Source organism: Nocardia otitidiscaviarum NBRC 14405, assembly GCF_000308635.1.
Classification (GTDB): Bacteria; Actinomycetota; Actinomycetes; order Mycobacteriales; family Mycobacteriaceae; genus Nocardia; species Nocardia otitidiscaviarum.
Window position 1 is genome coordinate 130,756 of the sequence record NZ_BAGD01000074.1, and the last position, 17,357, is coordinate 148,112.

Genomic DNA, 17,357 nt, shown 5'->3' on the forward strand with positions numbered 1-17,357 from the left:
CAACCGGCCAGGAAATGCACCATGATCTACGAGAGCAGCCGATCCATCACCAGCAGCCGCACCCAGGAGTGGGCGCGCCGGAGTGCCGATGCGGTGGAACCGGCGTGGGTGCTCAGTTGGTGGCCGGAGCGGCGGTTCACGAGGGAGCAGGCGCGGGCGGGGATGGAGCTCACCGAATTGCTCAGTGAGCCTGAGGATCAGCGGGATTCCGGGGCGGGGCGGCGGAGTGCGGAGATCGCGCACGAACTCGGGATCACCGTGGCGGAGGCGGTGTCCGTTCTTTACCGGCGCAGACTGGAGCGGGGGGAAGCATGACGATTTATGTGGCGGACTGGCAGATGACCAGTGATCTCACCGGCGAGGTCGCGCACAGGCTGGCGGATCGGTGGGAGTTGGCGTGGCGGTTGAGTTGGCTGCCGGAGCGGTTGGTGTCGCGGGCGCAGGCTGTGGCGGGGATGGAGCTTGCGGAGATCTTCTCGGGGGATCACTACCGACGAGATGTGATCGTGGCCGCGCGGGCGATCGTGAGCGCCGACGAACTCGGTATAGCCGTGGAGGAAGCGATGTACGTGCTCATGCGGCGGCGCGGGGCATGAGTCCCGTGCCGATGTGGGCGCGACAGCCCCGGTACGGGCGACCGCTCGTGCCGGATACACACGGCGGGTGGGCGGGGAACCCGCCCACCCGCGGTGTCGATGGGAGGACCCAGTGGCAATCGACAACACAGAATGGGCCATGACCAGCGATATCACCCCGGAGTACGCGTTCCGTGTACCCGAGGGTGATGCGCGGGCGTGGCGCCTGAGCTGGTTGCCCGAACACCGGCTCACCCGGGAGCAGGCCCGGGCGGGGATGGAATTGGACGAACTGCTCTCGGATCCGGAGGTGGTGTACGACGGGGGAGCGCACGGTCGCGCCGCCGACCTGGCCGACACGGTGGGCGTCCTGGTCGAGCAGGCGGTGCTCACGCTCGCGTGCCGGATGGCCGAACGCCTGACCGCCGCCCCGGGTGACCCACCCGCGGCCTCGCCCGGACGCCCGGAACCGGTGCTGTCCGGCTGGGCGCGTCGGCACCCGGCGGTGACGGGAGCGCGCTCACGCCATCGCTGGATGTGATTGCACGCGGTGCGCATTCGCATCGCACGCATGCGACGCCGCTGCGAGGACGGCCCGGCCGATCGTGCCGCGGGCCCAGGCACATCTCGGCAGAGAGTGACCCGACGACCCGGCAAGGCCCCCGCCGTGTGACCGGAACGCTCGGCAAAGCCCCACCGCGCCAGAGCGATTCGCCCTCGGCAGATCGTACCGGTCAGGGCGATCCGTTCCGTGTGATTGCGGGCACCGAGACGCGATCACCGGTCGGTGCTGCCTGAACCGGCCGCGCGGCCGGTTCAGGCGTTGCGCGCGCCGTGCCCCGCGCCGACCGCCTGGCTCAGGTTCGCATACCCGTTGGCGCGCAGCCTGTCCGCGAGGCCGCGGTGGATGCGGCGGGCCCAGAACGGACCGCCGTAGATGAACCCGGTGTAGCCCTGCAGCAGGCTCGCTCCGGCGAGAATGCGCTCCCACGCCTGGTCGGCGGTTTCGATACCGCCGACCGAGATGAGCACCAGCTTGTCGCCGACGCGGGCGTAGAGGCGGCGCAGCACCTCGAGGGAGCGGTCGGCGACCGGGGGACCGGAGAGACCGCCCGCGCCCAGGGGCTCCACCTCGGCGGCGGGGGTGTGCAGGCCGTCGCGGCGGATGGTGGTGTTGGTGGCCACGATTCCGGCCAGGCCGAGTTCCACGGCGAGGTCGGCGACGGCGTCGATATCGTCGTCGGACAGGTCGGGGGCGATCTTGACCAGCACCGGCACCTCGACGCTGTCGAGGACCGCGCGCAGCAGCGGACGCAGCGATTCCACCGCTTGCAGATCGCGCAGGCCGGGGGTGTTGGGGGAACTGACGTTCACAACCACGAAGTCGGCGAGCGGACCGAGCAGTTTGGCGCTGACCGCGTAGTCGGAGGCGGCGTCGGCGGCCTCCACCACCTTGGTCTTGCCGATGTTCGCACCGATGGGCACGCCGCCGGTGCGCCGGTGCGCCAGATTGTCGGCGGCCGCGACGGCACCGTGGTTGTTGAAACCCATGCGGTTGATGAGAGCCCGGTCGGCGGGCAACCGGAACAGGCGCGGGGCGGGATTGCCCGGCTGCGCCTGCGCGGTCACGGTGCCGATCTCGGCGTACCCGAAGCCGATCGGTCCCCAGGTGTCGACACCGTCGGCGTTCTTGTCGAAGCCCGCGGCCAGGCCCAGCGGCGACGGGAAGTCGACGCCGAAGGCGGTGGTGCGCAGGATCGGATCGTCGACGACGAGCAGTTTCGACACCGCCCAGCGGGTGGGCGCGAATCGGGTGGCCCAGCGCATGGCCCCGAACGCGAGGTGGTGGATGCGTTCCGGCGGGAGCAGGAACATCATCTTGAGCAGCAGCGAGTACAGAAAGGCCCCCATGGTCACATCGCCGCCTCGGGGGCGGCCGTGGATAGAGCGGTCTTGCGGCGGCGCAGCAGGACGCGGCGGCTGCCGTCGGTGTAGGCGCGCACGCGCGACAGTTCCCACCCCCCGAATTCGGCCTGGATGGCCAACCGCATGGAGGCGGTGACCCGGGTGACGTCGGGAGGTAACCGCAACGGTATGTATTCGTACTCGTCGCTGGTGTCCTCCCAGCCCGCCGGTAGTGAGCGCTGTCGCGCCGATCGTGAGGCCCCGGCCATCACTGCCCCTTTCGCTGATCCGCGGCGATCCGCTGGAGACCGTCACCGGTCCCGGATCCCACGAACATGTCGCCGCTCCGGCTGTCGATGGTCACCGTGTCGGGCTGGCGCACCGTCGGGTAGCGTCCCACCTCTTCCGGTATACCCGTCGACAGGTCGTAGCCGACGACCTCGTTTGTGCCTGTCAGCGTCACCCACACGGTCTCGGACCGCTGATCGTAGGCGAGTGCGTAGGGCGACGAGCCTACCGGGAACCGCTGGTGCAGCACGAGCGGATCGACGGTGTAGACCAGCAGCTCACCACCCGCGGTGTCGGTGACGAGGAGGCGACCGAAGTGGTCGCCGATCATGGCGCCGGCACCGTCGCCGGTGCGCAGCATCAACCCGGGACGGTTGTCGTCCAGGTCGAGTTCGGTGACGAGGGTCTGACGGCGGTCCAATGCCGCGACCTGCTCGTTCACGGCCACCACCGTGTCGGCGGAGACCAGGCCCCGCACGGTGTGGCTGAGCGTGCCCGCGGCGTCGAGGATCTGGACGCGTCCGTCGGCGAGGCCGACCGCGTACCCGCCGCCGGGGCGCGGTGCGGCGGTGCGGGCGTCGCCGTCGACCGCGAGTTCGGTGATCGCGCCGGTGGCGGCGTTCACGCGCAGCAGCCGATCCGGCGCGGGGGCGAGGATCTCACCGGGTGCGCCCGCGGCGAGCGACGCTGCCGCGACGGGCAGCGCAATGGTGCGTTCCGCGGCGGGGGAGCGGCCACGATCGATGAGCCGCAACGCTTTTCGGTCGTCGGTGAGCACGGCGAGCACACCGGTCTCCGGCTCGGCCAGCAGCGCCGTGACGGGCGCGCTCGGGCTCACCTCACCGGTGGGGGTGGCGGTGGCGGCGGGGGCGCTCGCGGGGGCGGCCGGTTCCCGCGTCGGTTTGTCGGAGGTGTCGCCTCCGGACGAACAACCCGCGAGCAGGGTTACCGCCGCCGCGCCCGCGAGGGCGCAACGGATCCAGCCGCGACGGCGCATGCACCGAACTCCTTTGTCCTCCGACGAACCCATGCGTTCCTCTTCATCTGACCATGATGCGCTGCCGTGCCCGCCGGGCGGGGGTGTTCGCGGCGGCGCGCCGTCGGCGGCAAAGGTTACGGTGGAAGTGAACACCGAGCAGCATCAGGGAGAGCGGTTGGTGACAGACCACACATCCGGATTCGCCGTGGACGATGTGACCGTGGGTCGCTACGCGCACGGGTTCGGCGTCACCGGGGACGGCCGGACCTTCGCCTTCCGCACGGTCCGTTCCATGCTCGTGCTGGAGATCTACCGCGAGGATCTCGACACCGATGTCCCCGACGCGGCCGATGTGGTCGCGGTCGCGCAGGCCACCGTCGCCGATATCGATCTGGACGACGAGCGCAGCGTGGTGGCGCTGGTGCGCGATCTGATCCCGCAGGCCACGCCGGTGGCGGCCGCGCAGCCGCGCGAAACCACCACGGTACGAGCGTTTTTGGGCCGTCTGAGCGCCGTCATCGACGGAATATGACCTGCCGACCGGTCGGTCCCGCTCGCGCATGATTGACTAGGGGCAAGCAACATCAGTTCGACGCGAGGAAGTTGATGGCACTTCGACGTTCGGCAGCCACCGCGCTCACCGTCTCCGTGCTCGCCGCCGCGCTCGCGGCCTGCGGCGGGGGCGGTGACGAGGAGTCGGTGTCGGCGGCCCGCTCCTCGGCCTACGCGGCGCAATCGTCGAGTTCGGCGGCCGCGGCCAGCAGCAGCGCCGCCGTGCGGGCGGCCATTCCGACCGCGGCCGAACTGGACGCGCAGATCAAATCCGCGCTGGACCCGAACCTGCCCGATTCCGAGCGCACCGCCCTCATCGAGGACGGCGAAGCCTTCCGGGACGCGATTCCGGACATGTACAAGGCGCTGCAGGACAACCCGCGAGCGATCTACGGCGTGCGGGACCCGGTATTCGACAATCGCGACGGCACCCTCACCGCCACCCTGAGCCTGGACAAGGACGGCACCGGCACGAACGTGCGCACCACCGTGGTGCATTTCGTGTACACCGACGGTCGCTGGAAGATCTCGCGCACCGATCTGTGCGGCATTCTGCGGTCGGCCGACTACACGACCGCGGCCTGCGGCTGACCCATGATCGAGACCGGTTCCCTGCGGTGGGGGCGCATGATCCACCGCAACCGGTACCTGGTGTTCGCCGTATTCGCGCTGGCGGTGCTGGCGTCGGGGTTCTACGGGCGGGATCTGGGCGACCGGCTGTCGCAGGAGGGCTGGTTCGACGAATCCAGTGAATCGGTGGCGGCGGCGAAACTGGCCGACAGCACCTTCGGGCGCGACACCGATTCGGATCTGATCGTGCTATACACCGCGCCCCCGGGGCGGACGGTGGACGATCCGGAGGTCCGCACGGCCGTGGCGGCGGATCTGGAGCGGCTGCGCGAGCAGCACCCGGACCGGATTCTCAAGATCGACTCGTATTGGGACGGCTCACTCATGGGGCGGTTCGCCGACGCGTCACGCACGCACGCGTTCGCCTCCATCGGGTTGCACGGCGACGGCGGCACCGAGACGGTCGACAACTATCTGGCCATCAAGGACGAGTTCGGGGCGGGCGCGCCCGGTGCCGGGCCGGGCCGCACCACCGTGCAGTTGGCGGGGCTGCAACCGGTGGTCGAGGGCATCAACACCGGGATGCAGCGGGATATCCACCGGGCCGAGCTCATCGCCCTGCCGATCGTGGCCATCCTGCTGTACTTCGTGTTCGGCGGCGTCATCGGCGCACTGCTGCCGGTGCTCATCGGCGGAATGACGATTCTGGGCAGCCAGGGCATCATGCGGATGCTCACCGACCACATCGAGGTCAACGTCTTCGCCAGTGCCGTGGTGACCCTGGTGAGTCTGGGCCTGGCCATCGACTACGGACTGTTCGCGGTGACCCGATTCCGGGAGGAACTGGCGAACGGCCGCGGCGTGGAGGAGGCCACGGCGCGCACGGTGGCCACGGCCGGGCGCACGGTGCTGTTCTCGGCGGCCATCATCGCGGTGAGTCTGGGTGCGCTGTTCATCTACCCGAACGGGGTGCTGCGCTCGGTGCCGCTGGGCGGTATCAGTTCGGTGCTGCTGGCGGCGGTGCTGTCGGTGACGGCGCTGCCCGCGGTGCTCGGTATCGTCGGCGAGCGCATCGACCTGTGGGGCTGGCATCGGTTCGCGAGCATCCGCACCGCCGAACAGATCGACGCCGGGTTCTTCTCGCGGCTGGCGGTCTTCGCCATGCGGCGGCCGTGGCTGGTGATCGTGCCGGTGGTGCTGATGCTGCTGGCATTGATCCTGCCGTTCCGCCATATCGAGTTCGGCGGGCTGAGCGAACGCTATCTGGCGGCGGACAATCCGGCCCGGACGGCGCAGCAGGAGTTCGACGAACGGTTTCCCAGCTTCCGCACCGAACCGCTGAAACTGGTTGTGGTGGACGCGGATCCGCAGCAGCTCTCGGATATCCGGTACGAGGCCAATCAGCGCACGGCGGGGCTGATGACCGGTCCGTTCGATCCGTTCGCGCCGACGGAGGACGGGGTCACCGTGCTGGGGTCCGGGCTGATCGACAAGGCCGACGCCGATACCGTCATCGCGGCCCTGCGCGACATTCCCGATCCGCCCGGGGTGCGGGTGCTGGTCGCCGGGGTGCCCGCGCTGGAGCGCGACAGCATCCACGGCCTCATCGAGGGGCTGCCGCTGCTGGCGCTGATTCTGGTCGGCGCGGCCGTCGCGCTCATGTACGCGGCCTTCCGATCGCTGGTGCTGGCGGTGAAGGCGGTGCTCATGAGCGCGCTCAGCCTCGGTTCCACCCTGGGCATCCTGACCTGGATCTTCGTGGAGGGCCACGGTGCGGAGCTGTTCGACTTCACCCCCGGCCCGCTCATGTTCGCGGTGCTGGTGCTGATCGTGACCGTGCTGTTCGGCCTGTCCACCGACTACGAGGTGTTCCTGCAATCGCGGATGGCCGAGGCGCGCGCGGACGGCGCGCCGCCCGCGGAGGCCATCCGCTACGGCATCGCCCACACCGGCGGTGTGATCACCTCGGCCGCGGCGATTCTCATCGTGGTGACGGGGGCCTTCGGCTTCTCCGATCTGGTCTTGATGAAGTACATCGCCTACGGCATGATCGCGGCACTGTTGTTGGACGCGACCGTGATTCGCATGCTGTTGACTCCGGCGGTGTTGAAACTGGTGTGGCGGTGAGATGCCCTGCCTTCAGAGGTCGAATCGCACCGACAGCACCATCTTGATGAAGTCGAGCATCTCGGTGCTCACGGTCCCGTCGTAGGCGCCGGCTTCGAGCACCGATCTCACGCAGGGGATGAATCGGTGAACGGCGAGCACGCGGCCTTCGTCCCAGCCCACGGAGAATATGCGCAGATCCGCAGGCATCTCGCGAGCATCGACCACCGGCACCGCGAGCGCGACGTCGCGATGGCGGAGCAGCGTCTGGCCGTCCACGATCACCACTGTCAGATAGCCGTCACCGGCGGCGATGGTGTAGATATCGCCTTGGCGCAGTTCCCTCACAACGGCATGCCCATGCCGATACGCACCAAGTCGGCATCGCTGTACTTCGGAGGATTCTGCTGCTCGTGCGCGGCAATGCGCCGCAACTCCTTGTCCGCGAGCCGTTGCAGAACAGCCCGGTTGATCTCGGCGCTGACGTTACCGTTGGCGCTCTCGCGCAGGGCCTCGGCGGTCGCATCCGGGAGGCTGATGTTGAGTTTCGCCATGCCACCACGGTAAAGCGTGACGCTTTACCGGGGCAACCGACGGGGCCGGACCCGTCGGCGCGTCGGTGTGATCGGTCGGGTTGCGGAACGCCGGGCTGGGTTGTTCTGGTGCGGGCACCCCGCCGTGCCACAGCGGGATTCGCGGACCTATCCGCGCACCGGCAGCACCAGCTGCGCACCGGTGACCGGGTGGTCGAGCACTTCCACCGGATGGCGGTAGATGCGGGAGAGCAGCTCGGTGGTGAGCACGTCGCGAGGTGAGCCGTCGGCGGCGATGCGCCCGGCATCCAGCACTGCCACCCGATCGGCGTAGGCGGCGGCCACGCCCAGGTCGTGCACCACGACCACCACGGCCGCGCCCGTGGCGGCGCGGTCGCGGGCCAGGGCCAGTACCTGCTCCTGGTGGCCCAGGTCCAGGGCGGCGGTGGGTTCGTCGAGCAGCAGGGTCGGGGTGTCCTGGGCGAGTACGCGGGCCAGGGCCACGCGGGCCCGTTCGCCGCCGGACAGGGCCGGGAACGTCCGGGCCGCCAGGTGGGTGACGTCGGTGGCGCGCATGGCGGCGGCGATGAACTCGTCGTCGCGGTGCTGGCGTTCGGTGCGCACCCAGGGCGCGCGGCCCATGGCGACCACCTCGCGGGCGGTGAAGGGGAAGCCGACCGTATGCGATTGCGGCAGGACAGCGCGACGGCGGGCCATCTCGACGGGCGCCCAGTCGCTCAGCGGACGGCCGTCGAGTTCGACGGTGCCGCCGAGCAGGTCCAGCTCTCCGGTGAGGGCGGCGAGCAGGGTGGACTTGCCCGCACCGTTCGGGCCGACCAGGGCGACGATCTCCCCGGCCCGCACCTCGAAGTCGATCCCGTCCAGCACCCGGCGGCCCTTACCGCGCTCGACCACCACCCCGCGCGCGCTCAGGGTGACCGCGCCGGGCCGGGGTGCCTCCGGCAGCGCTGGCGCGCGGCCGAAAACCGTTGCGAAACCGAGCTTTCCGCTCATGCCCTATCCTTCCGCGCATGCGGCACGCCGCACGGCCCGCCCGGCTCCCATCGCCGCCCGCAGCCGACATCCGGTCGGATGGCTCGCGCCGCGCCGTCGTCGTGTCCACGCCTGACCGCTCGTGCTGTGTTCTTCGGGGCCTCGGCCGGGCGCTGCCGCGTGGTGACGGCTCGCTGCCGTCCCGCGCACCCGGCCGTTCATGCCCAGCCTCCCGCACGGGCGCGGGTGCGGCGCAGCAGCCAGAAGAAGAACGGGCCGCCCACCAGGGAGGTGAGCATGCCGAGGGGCAGGTCGGCGTTCTGCACCAGCGAGCGCGCCCCGATATCGGCGGCCAGCAGCACCACCGCGCCCAGCAACGCCGACAGCGGGATGAGCACCCGGTGGGCGGGTCCGACCAGCATGCGCACCAGATGCGGCACGATCAGGCCGACGAACAGGATGATGCCGGTGAACGCCACCCCGGCGGTGGCCAGCACGGCCACGACCACGATCACGTTGCGCCGCAGCCGTTCCACGTCCACGCCCAGATGCCGGGCCGCCGATTCACCCAGGGCGAGCAGGTCCAGTTTCGGGGCCATGAGCACGGCGGCGAGCACACCCAGCGCGGTCAGCGACGCGACCACCGCCACCGCCTGCCAGGTGGCCCCGTTCAGACTGCCCAACTGCCAGAACACGATCTGATCGCGCGCCGCCGGGGAGGCGGTGAACAGCAGGAACGACAGCACGCCCCCGGCGAAGGCATTGATGGCCACACCCGTGAGCACCAGCGTCACGACCTCGGTGCGGCCGTTGGAGCGGGCCAGCACGTACACCAGCACCGTGGTCGCCAACCCGGCGGCGAACGCGCCACCCGCCACCGACCAGGCGGCCGCGAACGCGCCACCCACCACGATGACCACGCCCGCACCGACCGCGGCCCCGGCGGATACGCCGATCACACCGGGTTCGGCCAGCGGATTGGCGAACACGCCCTGCAAGAGCGCACCGGCGGTCGCCAGCGCGGCACCGACCAGCGCGGCCAGCAGTACGCGCGGGAACCGCACCTCCCACAGCGTCACATCCCCGGCCGGGTGCGCGGGCATCGGCCCCCAGTCGAGCCCGATGCGGTGGAAAACGCTGCCCGCCACCTCGGCCGGGCTGGTCGGCACCTGCCCGACGGCCGCCGACACGACCGCCAGCACCACCATGAGCGCCAACGCCCCCGCGAAGATCAGCGCGGTCCGCGACCGGCGCGGGCGGCCGACCGGCTCGGGATCGACGGCGCTCACCGAAACCTCGTGCGGCATGGCCGGATTCGAAGCCGCGTCCGCACGTCGGTCGGGTTCCTCCGATCGCTCGCTCATGCCGCGTGGTCGCCGTAGACGGCCTCCGCGAGGGCGGTCAGGACGCGGCCGGTGTTGGGGCCGAAGGACAGCAGGACCGCATCGGCCATGTCGACCACGCGGCGGTTGCGGCCCGCCGGGGTCTGCGCGATGCCCGGGATCTTCTCCACGCCGTCGACGCCGCCGACGGAGTCGAGGCCGTCGCTCATGACGAGCAGCACGTCGGGGGCGGCGGCGATCATGGCCTCGCTGGTGATGGGCAGGAACTCTTCGGTGATGCCGGAGGCGGTGCCCGCGTCCTCGCCACCGATGGCGGTGATGAGCGAATCCGCGCCCGATCCGGGTCCGGCGATCATGGTGATGGCGGTGGAGCGCAGGTACAGGAAGGCGATGCGCGGCGGGTCGTCCTGCGGCGGAACGGCGGTGCGGGCCGCCTCGATCTCGGCGCGGGTGCGCTCGCCGAGTGCCGCGCCCGCATCCGGCACGCCGAGCGCGGCGGCCACGGCCTCGATCTGCGGGACCACCCCGTCGAGGGTGCGTTGCGGATCGAAGTAGACCACGGTGATGCCGAGGGCCTGCAGCTGATCGCGGATGACCGGGGTGGCCGCGGTGGTGTCGGTGAGGAAGACGGTGGGCCGCAGGGCCGCGACGGCTTCCACACTCAGCGTGCCCGCGCCGCCGCTCACGGTCGGCAGGTCCGCCACCGCCGGGAAGGACGCGGAGTTGGAGCGGCCCACCAGGTTCGAACCGAGTCCGAGCGCCACCACGGTCTGCGCGAGCGTCCCGTACCGGTCGGCCGCCACGATGCGGCTGGTGTCGGTGACCGTGACCTCGCTGCCGTCGAAGGAGCGCACCGTGGCGGGCAGCACCGGCGTGGGCTCCGGACCGATCGGCACCGGGTCGAGGTCGCCGACCTCGGCGGTGGTGGGTCCGGCGCCCGCGGTCTCGGGTCCGGCGCACGCGGTGACGCCCGCGACCAGGCTCACGCCCAGCAGCACTAGCAGGATGCGCCGGGCCGTCACCGTTCGAGCACGCACGAGACTCCTCATGCAGGCAAGGCTAGCCTGGCTCATTCTGTGCGGGCGCTCACGTCACCGAGTGCGGCCGCGATGGCCCGTGGCAGTTCCAGGGTTTCGGCGGCCAGTACGCCGGTGAGCTGCCCGATATCGCGCGCGCCGACGATCATGCTCGCCACCGCGGGCTGATCCCGGATCCAGGCCAGCGCCACCGCCAGCGGTGACACCCCGAGCCCGTCGGCGGCGGTGACCAGCGCGTCCACCACCCGCACCGCGCGGTCGTCGAGCCGCGCCCGGATCTCGGCGGCGGTGGCCTCGTCCGCGCCGCGCGAATCGGCGGGCACCCCGTCGCGGTACTTGCCGGTCAGGATGCCGCCCGCCAGCGGCGCGGTGGCGACCACTCCGATGCCGTGATGCTGTGCGGCGGGCACGAACTCGTGCTCGGCCCCGCGCGCCAACAGCGAGTACGGAGAGTAGGCGGCGGTGATCGGCGCGGCGGCGGCCAGCGTCGCCAACTGCCAGGCGTCGTAGCCGCGGGCCCCGGCGTAGCGCACCCGCCCGGTGCGCACCGCGTATTCGAGCGTGGCCGCGATCTCCTCCAGGGGAGTGTGCGGATCCCAGGCGTCCACGGTCCAGATGTCGAGATGGTCGGTGCCCAGCGTCGCGAGCGTGGCGTCGAGCTGGCGCATCATGGTGCGCCGCGACGCGTCCACCGTCCAGCGGGTGGGTGCGGGCGCGGGCGCGGCCGGATCGGCCAGCGCCGGTGTGCGTCCCGCGCTGCCCGACAGCACCAGTTCGTCTCTGCCGATCTCGCGCAGCAGTTCGCCGAGAATGCGCTGCGCGGTCCCGTCGGCGTAGGCGGGGGAGGTGTCGACGAGCGTGCCGCCCGCCTCCACGAACGCCATGAGCTGGGCGGCCGCGTCGTCGGCGTCGGTCTCCCGACCCCAGGTATGCGTGGCCAGCCCCATTCGGGACACCCGTAGTCCACTGCGGCCCACCGTCCGCTGTTCCATCACCGTGCAAACCCTCGTGTCACACGCGTCAGCCTAGGCGCACAGGTGGTTTCCCAGGGTGCAAGCCTCGCCGTCGACCTCACCACATCACGGTTGCGGCGGACCCCTACCAGCCCGCGCGGGCGGGCGGGTAGGGTCGCCAACGATATCGCGGCGGGGCCGGGTGCGGGGCAGGCCGTCGACGGTGGGCGAATTGTCCACCGGCAGCAGAGGATTCGGTGTGGACAGGAGTGGTGTGTGGGCGAGTCGATGACGTGGCTGCAGGCGGTGGTGCTGGGGCTGGTGCAGGGCTTGACGGAGTTTCTGCCGATTTCGTCGTCGGCGCATCTGCGAATCGTGTCGTCTGTGTTCTTCGGCGACGACGCGGGCGCGTCGTTCACCGCCGTCACCCAGTTGGGTACCGAGGCGGCCGTTCTGGTGTTCTTCGCCAAGGACATCTGGCGGATCCTGGTCGCCTGGTTCACCACCGTGGGCATGAAACTGAAGGCCCGCCAGCGCGAGACCGTGCCGTTGCACGATCAGCCCACCACCCAGCTGCCGGTCTACCGCGACACCGGGTACGGCCTGGACGCGGACGCGCAGCGCGAGCTCGACTACCGCATCGGCTGGTACGTGATCATCGCCACCATTCCGATCGGCCTGATCGGCTTCCTGTTCAAGGACGAGATCCGTACGGGCGCGCGGAATCTGTGGCTGGTGTCGTTCATGCTCATCGCCTTCGCGCTGGTGATCGCCGCCGGCGAGTACTACGGCAAGAAGCAGCGGCCGATCGAGCAGCTCACCACCCGCGACGGCCTCATCATGGGTTTCGCGCAGTGCCTGGCGCTCATCCCGGGCGTGTCGCGTTCCGGGGCGACCTCGACGGCCGGTCTGTTCTGCGGTCTGACCCGCGAGGCGGCGGTGCGGTTCTCGTTCCTGCTGGCCATTCCGGCGGTCACCGCGTCGGGGCTGTTCTCGCTGCCGGACGCCTTCGAACCGGCCGGGGCCGGGCTCAACGCCTCGGGGCCGCAGCTGCTGGTGGCGACGCTCATCGCGTTCGCGGCGGGGTACGCGTCGGTGGCGTGGTTGCTGCGATTCGTGGCCGATCACTCGCTGAACTGGTTCGTGGGCTATCGCATCGTGCTGGGGCTGGCGGTCATGGGCCTGCTGGCCGGCGGCGTCATCTCGGCGACGTGATCACATGTCGGCATTCCGCGTAGCCAGTAGGCTGGCCCGGTGACGGTGATCCTGTTGCGGCACGGCGTGTCCACGTCGAATGCCGCCCACACGCTGGCCGGTCGCAGTGCGGGGGTCGATCTGACCGACCGTGGCCGCGAACAGGCGCAGGCGCTGGTGCAGCGGTTGGGTTCGCTGCCCATCGAGCACATCGTGTGCTCGCCGCTGCTGCGCTGTCAGCGCACGGTCGCCCCGCTGGCCGACAAGCTCGGTATCGAGCCCGAGCCCGACGAGCGGCTGCTGGAGGTCGACTACGGCGACTGGACCGGCAGACCCCTGGGCGAGCTGCTGTCCGAGCCGCTGTGGAAGGTGGTGCAGCGGCACGCGTCGGCGGCGGCGTTCCCGAGCGGAGAAGGCTTGGCGCAGGTGCAGTTCCGTGCGGTGTCCGCTCTGCGCGAACACGATGCGGCGCTGGCACGAAAACACGGGGGTGACGCGTTGTGGGTGGCGTGCACCCACGGCGACGTCATCAAATCCGTGCTCGCGGACGCGTACGGCATGCATCTGGACCTGTTCCAGCGCATTGTCGTGGAGCCCGCGTCGATCAGCGTGGTCCGGTACACACCGACCGCCCCGTACGTGTGGCGGGTGAACGACACGGGTACGGATTTGTCCACGTTGGCAGCGGTTTCCCCGCGCCGCGGCGACGCCGCGGCCACCGGTCCGGTTCCCGGTGGAGAGACAGGCAATACCGCGAGTACGGATAATGGGGATGCGGAACGCCCCGATTCTCATGCCGAGTAGTTCTCATCCCGTGTAGGGCAGTCAGGAGGTGCAGATTGACACGAGCAATCCACATTTTCCGCACCCCCGATCGATTCATCGCCGGCACCGTCGGCGAGCCGGGCGACCGCGCTTTCTACCTGCAGGCCGTGCAGGAACCGCGGGTGATCAGCGTGCTGTTGGAGAAACAGCAGGTGAAGGTGCTGGCCGATCGGATGGGCTTGCTGTTGGACGAGGTGGCCCGCCGCTTCGGCACCCCGGTGCCGCCGCAGCCCGCCGATGTCGCCGACACCGACCCGCTCGTCACCCCGATCGACGCCGAATTCCGGGTCGGCACCATGGGTTTGGGCTGGGACGCCGACGCGGGCGCGGTGGTGGTGGAGCTGCTGGCCATCACCGACACCGAGGTGGACGAGTCGGTGGTGCTCGACGATACCGAGGAGGGGCCCGACGCGGTCCGGGTGTTCCTCACCCCGATCCAGGCGCGCGAGTTCGCGCTACGGTCGGCGCGGGTGATCGCCGCCGGACGGCCGCCGTGCCCGCTGTGCGGGGAGCCGCTCTCACCCCAGGGGCACATGTGCGTGCGCACCAACGGCTACAAGCGCGGCGACATCTTCGGCGCGACCGAGGCCGAGGACTGAGCCCATGACCGGCGACCCGTTCCGGACCGCGGATCTGACGCTGGTCGGACAGGTGACCACGGCCAGCAATGTGACGCTGGTGTGCGAGGCCGACGGGGTGCGGGTGGTGTACAAGCCGGTGCGCGGGGAGCGGCCGCTGTGGGATTTCCCGGACGGCACCCTGGCCGGGCGCGAGGTGGCGTCCTATCGGGTGTCGGAGGCACTGGGGTGGGGGCTGATACCCGAGACCATCCTGCGTGACGGGCCGGTGGGTCCGGGCATGGTGCAGCGGTGGGTCGATCAGATCGAGCCGGTCGACGGGCGGCCGGAGTTGGTGGATCTGTGCCCGGCCGGGCAGGTGCCCGACGGGTTCCGGGAGGTGCTGCGCGCGCTGGACGGCTCGGGGCGTCCGGTCTCGCTGGTGCACGCCGACGATCCCCGGCTGCGGCGGCTCGCCGTCCTGGACGTGCTGCTCAACAATGCCGACCGCAAGGGCGGACATGCGCTCGACGGCGTCGACGGACGGGTGTACGGGGTGGACCACGGCATCTGCCTGCACACCGACCCCAAGTTGCGGACCGTGCTGTGGGGGTGGGCCGGGGAGCCGATCGAGGACGAATTGCTCTCCGACATCACGGTTTTCGTGAAGGCGCTGCCCGGTGAGCTGGGCGACGGGCTGGCGGAGTTGATCACCGACACCGAGATCGACGCGCTGGAGACGCGGGCGCGCGGACTACTCGATGATCCGGTGCTGCCGCTGCCCAGCAGTACCCGGCCCATTCCCTGGCCCGCGTTCTGACTCCCGTACCGCACACCGGCCGATCGGCGTCTCGGTGGAGGCACCGGCCGTTCGACCCCCGGTGTGGTGCTACCGGCGAATCCAGCCATCCACGGCCGACATCGTTGCGTGCATCATGATTCCAATGCTTGACGACCGCGCCGGCGCGGCTTTCATGCAGGTCCGCGCATATCGCCGTGGGTGGTGCGGGTCTCCTCGCGCGGGGGCGGCGCGGAGCTGCCTCGATCGTCCCTTTACCCTCGAATCATGCAGTCCTGGTCCGATACCGCTGTCCCGACCGTTCCCGGATCCGGACCGGCGTTGCGCTTGTACGACACCGCCGATCGGCAGGTGCGCCCGGTGACGCCGGGGCGGACCGCCACCATGTACGTCTGCGGCATCACCCCCTACGACGCCACCCACCTCGGCCACGCCGCCACCTACCTGACCTTCGACCTGGTCAACCGGATCTGGCGCGACGGCGGGCACGAGGTGCACTACGTGCAGAACGTGACCGATGTGGACGATCCGCTGTTCGAGCGGGCCGAGCGCGACGGTATCGACTGGCGGGAGCTGGGCAGCCGCGAGATCGACCTGTTCCGCGAGGACATGCGCGAACTGCGGGTGATCCCGCCGCGGCACTACGTGGGCGCGATCGAATCGGTGCAGGAGGTCGTGGAACTGGTCGACAAGCTGCTGGCCTGCGGCGCGGCCTACGTGGTGGACGACCCGGACCATCCGGATATCTACTTCCGCCACGACGCCACCGAGCAGTTCGGCTACGAGTCCGGATACGACCGCGCGACCATGGAGCGGTTCTTCGCCGAGCGCGGCGGCGATCCGCAGCGGCCCGGCAAGCGGGATCCGATCGACCCGCTGCTGTGGCGGGCGGTGCGACCGGGTGAACCGTCCTGGCCCGCGCCGTTCGGCGAGGGGCGGCCGGGCTGGCATATCGAGTGCGCGGCCATCGCGCTCAACCGCATCGGCACCGAGTTCGATGTCCAGGGCGGCGGCAGCGACCTCATCTACCCGCATCACGAGTACTCCAGCGCGCACGCGGAGGCACTGGTGAAGGGCCGCCGGTTCGCCCGCCACTACGTGCATGCCGGGCTGATCGGCCTGGACGGTGAGAAGATGTCCAAGTCGCGCGGCAATCTGGTGTTCGTCTCGAAGCTGCGCCGCTCGGGCACCGATCCGGCCGCCATTCGGCTGGGGCTGTTCGCCGGGCACTACCGCCAGGACCGGGAATGGTCGGATACCGTGCTCGCCGAAGCGCTTTCCCGCCTGGACCGCTGGCGGACGGCGACGGCGCTGACCTCCGGTCCGGCCGCCGAGGACACCGTGGCCCGGCTGCGGCAGCATCTGGCCGACGATCTGGACACCCCGAAAGCGCTTGCCGCCGTGGACAGCTGGGCACAGCAGGCGGTGAACTACGGTGGCTCCGACACCGCCGCGCCGGGGTTGGTGCGCGACGCCGTGGACGCGCTGCTGGGAATTCGACTGTAGCGCGGACGAATCCGCGGACTACTCGCCCGCGTTCTTGGACTGGGCCAGTCCGCCGCCGTCGACGGGGTGGAATCCGGCGTCGCGGATGAGCGGCACCACCGTGGCGGCGGCCTCCCGGTCATCGCTCCAGTACCACATCTCGGAGGTCTCGCCCGTGCGCTGACCGCGCAGTCCGTCGGCGAGCAGGTCGGTGGCGAGGCGGTCGCCGAAGGTGCGCACCAGTCGCACGTTCCCGAGCCGCTTGTGCTGGTACTCCGCACTGGTGAGCCCGTCGGGGATGGGTACCGGCACCACCTGTCCGTCGCGTTCGGTGAGCGGATTGCTGGTGTCGATGACGATCTTGCCCCGCAGCGCGTCGCCGTAGTCGCGGGCCAGCGTCTCGAACGCCTCCCACCAGACGGCGATGACCACCACATTGGTGGCGGCGAGCATCTCCTCGGGCGAGGCGACGGCGGTGGCGTGCGGGCCGAGTTCGGCGGCCAGGGCGGCGGGGCCGTCGGGGTGGGCGGCGCTGAGGATGACGTGGTCGCCGCCGGAGATCAGCAGTCGCGCCAGGGCGCCGCCGATGCGGCCGGTGCCGATGAATCCCACTCGCATGGTGCGCTCGCTTCCTGCCGATCGGACGGACGACGAGACGAGGAC

The 17,357-nt window shown here is 70.5% G+C and carries 21 protein-coding genes; 11 read left to right on the forward strand and 10 right to left on the reverse strand.

What is annotated here, in order from left to right:
• The first annotated feature begins 21 nt into the window (after nucleotides 1-21).
• From ON31_RS15405 to ON31_RS15415, 3 genes are all read left to right on the forward strand, one after another.
• Nucleotides 22-315, forward strand: coding sequence for a hypothetical protein (locus ON31_RS15405; RefSeq protein WP_039814325.1), 294 nt, complete (start codon nucleotides 22-24; stop codon nucleotides 313-315).
• A complete protein-coding gene (locus ON31_RS15410) occupies nucleotides 312-596 on the forward strand; it encodes a hypothetical protein (RefSeq protein ID WP_039814327.1) in 285 nt (94 codons plus the stop codon). The genes ON31_RS15405 and ON31_RS15410 overlap by 4 nt, the downstream gene beginning before the upstream one ends.
• Before the next feature lie 112 nt (nucleotides 597-708).
• Entirely contained in the window at nucleotides 709-1,116 is a 408-nt protein-coding gene (locus ON31_RS15415) for a hypothetical protein (protein ID WP_174385107.1), read from the forward strand.
• A 275-nt stretch (nucleotides 1,117-1,391) separates the two neighbouring features.
• Here ON31_RS15415 and ON31_RS15420 read toward each other — a convergent pair whose 3' ends face one another.
• Genes ON31_RS15420 through ON31_RS15430 form a run of 3 tightly spaced genes read right to left on the reverse strand, consistent with a single transcriptional unit; the run spans nucleotide 1,392 to nucleotide 3,765 of the window.
• Complete coding sequence (locus tag ON31_RS15420) at nucleotides 1,392-2,474, reverse strand: quinone-dependent dihydroorotate dehydrogenase (RefSeq protein WP_039814412.1); 1,083 nt, start codon at nucleotides 2,472-2,474, stop codon at nucleotides 1,392-1,394.
• Nucleotides 2,475-2,488: 14 nt separating this feature from the next.
• Nucleotides 2,489-2,749: a DUF5703 family protein gene (locus tag ON31_RS15425; protein WP_029927778.1), complete on the reverse strand. Its 261-nt coding sequence runs from the start codon at nucleotides 2,747-2,749 to the stop codon at nucleotides 2,489-2,491.
• Nucleotides 2,749-3,765 (reverse strand): YncE family protein, encoded by a 1,017-nt coding sequence (locus ON31_RS15430; RefSeq protein WP_039814329.1) that lies wholly within the window; start codon nucleotides 3,763-3,765, stop codon nucleotides 2,749-2,751. The genes ON31_RS15425 and ON31_RS15430 overlap by 1 nt, the downstream gene beginning before the upstream one ends.
• Nucleotides 3,766-3,925: 160 nt before the next feature.
• Between ON31_RS15430 and ON31_RS15435 the strand changes: the two genes are divergently transcribed.
• From ON31_RS15435 to ON31_RS15445, 3 genes are all read left to right on the forward strand, one after another.
• A complete protein-coding gene (locus ON31_RS15435) occupies nucleotides 3,926-4,279 on the forward strand; it encodes a hypothetical protein (protein WP_244961943.1) in 354 nt (117 codons plus the stop codon).
• Nucleotides 4,280-4,353: 74 nt separating this feature from the next.
• Nucleotides 4,354-4,890, forward strand: coding sequence for a WKL family lipoprotein (locus ON31_RS15440; RefSeq protein WP_029927784.1), 537 nt, complete (start codon nucleotides 4,354-4,356; stop codon nucleotides 4,888-4,890).
• 3 nt (nucleotides 4,891-4,893) lie between these two features.
• Nucleotides 4,894-6,996, forward strand: coding sequence for an MMPL family transporter (locus ON31_RS15445; RefSeq protein WP_039814331.1), 2,103 nt, complete (start codon nucleotides 4,894-4,896; stop codon nucleotides 6,994-6,996).
• A 12-nt stretch (nucleotides 6,997-7,008) separates the two neighbouring features.
• Here the strand turns inward: ON31_RS15445 and ON31_RS15450 are convergent, their stop codons facing one another.
• From ON31_RS15450 to ON31_RS15475, 6 genes are all read right to left on the reverse strand, one after another.
• On the reverse strand, nucleotides 7,009-7,323 hold the full coding sequence (locus ON31_RS15450) for a hypothetical protein (protein WP_039814333.1): 315 nt from the start codon (nucleotides 7,321-7,323) through the stop codon (nucleotides 7,009-7,011).
• Nucleotides 7,320-7,529: a hypothetical protein gene (locus ON31_RS15455; RefSeq protein WP_039814335.1), complete on the reverse strand. Its 210-nt coding sequence runs from the start codon at nucleotides 7,527-7,529 to the stop codon at nucleotides 7,320-7,322. Before ON31_RS15455 ends, ON31_RS15450 begins: the two co-directional genes overlap by 4 nt.
• A 147-nt stretch (nucleotides 7,530-7,676) precedes the next feature.
• Nucleotides 7,677-8,522: a heme ABC transporter ATP-binding protein gene (locus ON31_RS15460; RefSeq protein WP_039814336.1), complete on the reverse strand. Its 846-nt coding sequence runs from the start codon at nucleotides 8,520-8,522 to the stop codon at nucleotides 7,677-7,679.
• 197 nt (nucleotides 8,523-8,719) lie between these two features.
• Nucleotides 8,720-9,808: a FecCD family ABC transporter permease gene (locus ON31_RS15465; protein ID WP_051037305.1), complete on the reverse strand. Its 1,089-nt coding sequence runs from the start codon at nucleotides 9,806-9,808 to the stop codon at nucleotides 8,720-8,722.
• 53 nt (nucleotides 9,809-9,861) lie between these two features.
• A complete protein-coding gene (locus ON31_RS15470; protein ID WP_039814337.1) occupies nucleotides 9,862-10,893 on the reverse strand; it encodes a heme/hemin ABC transporter substrate-binding protein in 1,032 nt (343 codons plus the stop codon).
• A 20-nt stretch (nucleotides 10,894-10,913) separates the two neighbouring features.
• Entirely contained in the window at nucleotides 10,914-11,873 is a 960-nt protein-coding gene (locus tag ON31_RS15475; RefSeq protein ID WP_039814339.1) for an aldo/keto reductase, read from the reverse strand.
• A gap of 237 nt (nucleotides 11,874-12,110) precedes the next feature.
• Here ON31_RS15475 and ON31_RS15480 point away from each other — a divergent pair, with 237 nt between their 5' ends.
• The 5 genes from ON31_RS15480 to mshC all read left to right on the forward strand — a co-directional run bounded on the left by ON31_RS15480 (nucleotide 12,111) and on the right by mshC (nucleotide 16,715).
• A complete protein-coding gene (locus tag ON31_RS15480; RefSeq protein WP_039814340.1) occupies nucleotides 12,111-13,049 on the forward strand; it encodes an undecaprenyl-diphosphate phosphatase in 939 nt (312 codons plus the stop codon).
• A 39-nt stretch (nucleotides 13,050-13,088) separates the two neighbouring features.
• A complete protein-coding gene (locus tag ON31_RS15485; RefSeq protein WP_029927803.1) occupies nucleotides 13,089-13,832 on the forward strand; it encodes a histidine phosphatase family protein in 744 nt (247 codons plus the stop codon).
• 35 nt (nucleotides 13,833-13,867) lie between these two features.
• The gene (locus ON31_RS15490) at nucleotides 13,868-14,452 is read left to right on the forward strand and encodes a DUF3090 domain-containing protein (protein WP_029927805.1); all 585 of its coding nucleotides are present in this window, start codon (nucleotides 13,868-13,870) and stop codon (nucleotides 14,450-14,452) included.
• Nucleotides 14,453-14,456: 4 nt separating this feature from the next.
• The gene (locus ON31_RS15495; protein WP_039814341.1) at nucleotides 14,457-15,230 is read left to right on the forward strand and encodes an SCO1664 family protein; all 774 of its coding nucleotides are present in this window, start codon (nucleotides 14,457-14,459) and stop codon (nucleotides 15,228-15,230) included.
• Nucleotides 15,231-15,476: 246 nt separating this feature from the next.
• Entirely contained in the window at nucleotides 15,477-16,715 is a 1,239-nt protein-coding gene (gene mshC, locus ON31_RS15500) for a cysteine--1-D-myo-inosityl 2-amino-2-deoxy-alpha-D-glucopyranoside ligase (RefSeq protein WP_039814342.1), read from the forward strand.
• An 18-nt stretch (nucleotides 16,716-16,733) separates the two neighbouring features.
• On the opposite strand, the gene ON31_RS15505 is transcribed toward mshC, so the two are convergent.
• Nucleotides 16,734-17,312 (reverse strand): NADPH-dependent F420 reductase, encoded by a 579-nt coding sequence (locus ON31_RS15505; RefSeq protein WP_081592469.1) that lies wholly within the window; start codon nucleotides 17,310-17,312, stop codon nucleotides 16,734-16,736.
• Between the last annotated feature and the right edge of the window lie 45 nt (nucleotides 17,313-17,357).

Coding starts and splice junctions, on each gene's coding strand:
- ON31_RS15405 (WP_039814325.1), top strand. CDS start 22: ATGATCTACGAGAGCAGCCGATCCATCACCAGCAGCCGCACCCAGGAG.
- ON31_RS15410 (WP_039814327.1), top strand. CDS start 312: ATGACGATTTATGTGGCGGACTGGCAGATGACCAGTGATCTCACCGGC.
- ON31_RS15425 (WP_029927778.1), bottom strand. CDS start 2,749: ATGGCCGGGGCCTCACGATCGGCGCGACAGCGCTCACTACCGGCGGGC.
- ON31_RS15430 (WP_039814329.1), bottom strand. CDS start 3,765: ATGCGCCGTCGCGGCTGGATCCGTTGCGCCCTCGCGGGCGCGGCGGCG.
- ON31_RS15440 (WP_029927784.1), top strand. CDS start 4,354: ATGGCACTTCGACGTTCGGCAGCCACCGCGCTCACCGTCTCCGTGCTC.
- ON31_RS15445 (WP_039814331.1), top strand. CDS start 4,894: ATGATCGAGACCGGTTCCCTGCGGTGGGGGCGCATGATCCACCGCAAC.
- ON31_RS15455 (WP_039814335.1), bottom strand. CDS start 7,529: ATGGCGAAACTCAACATCAGCCTCCCGGATGCGACCGCCGAGGCCCTG.
- ON31_RS15460 (WP_039814336.1), bottom strand. CDS start 8,522: ATGAGCGGAAAGCTCGGTTTCGCAACGGTTTTCGGCCGCGCGCCAGCG.
- ON31_RS15465 (WP_051037305.1), bottom strand. CDS start 9,808: ATGCCGCACGAGGTTTCGGTGAGCGCCGTCGATCCCGAGCCGGTCGGC.
- ON31_RS15470 (WP_039814337.1), bottom strand. CDS start 10,893: ATGAGGAGTCTCGTGCGTGCTCGAACGGTGACGGCCCGGCGCATCCTG.
- ON31_RS15475 (WP_039814339.1), bottom strand. CDS start 11,873: ATGGAACAGCGGACGGTGGGCCGCAGTGGACTACGGGTGTCCCGAATG.
- ON31_RS15495 (WP_039814341.1), top strand. CDS start 14,457: ATGACCGGCGACCCGTTCCGGACCGCGGATCTGACGCTGGTCGGACAG.
- mshC (WP_039814342.1), top strand. CDS start 15,477: ATGCAGTCCTGGTCCGATACCGCTGTCCCGACCGTTCCCGGATCCGGA.
- ON31_RS15505 (WP_081592469.1), bottom strand. CDS start 17,312: ATGCGAGTGGGATTCATCGGCACCGGCCGCATCGGCGGCGCCCTGGCG.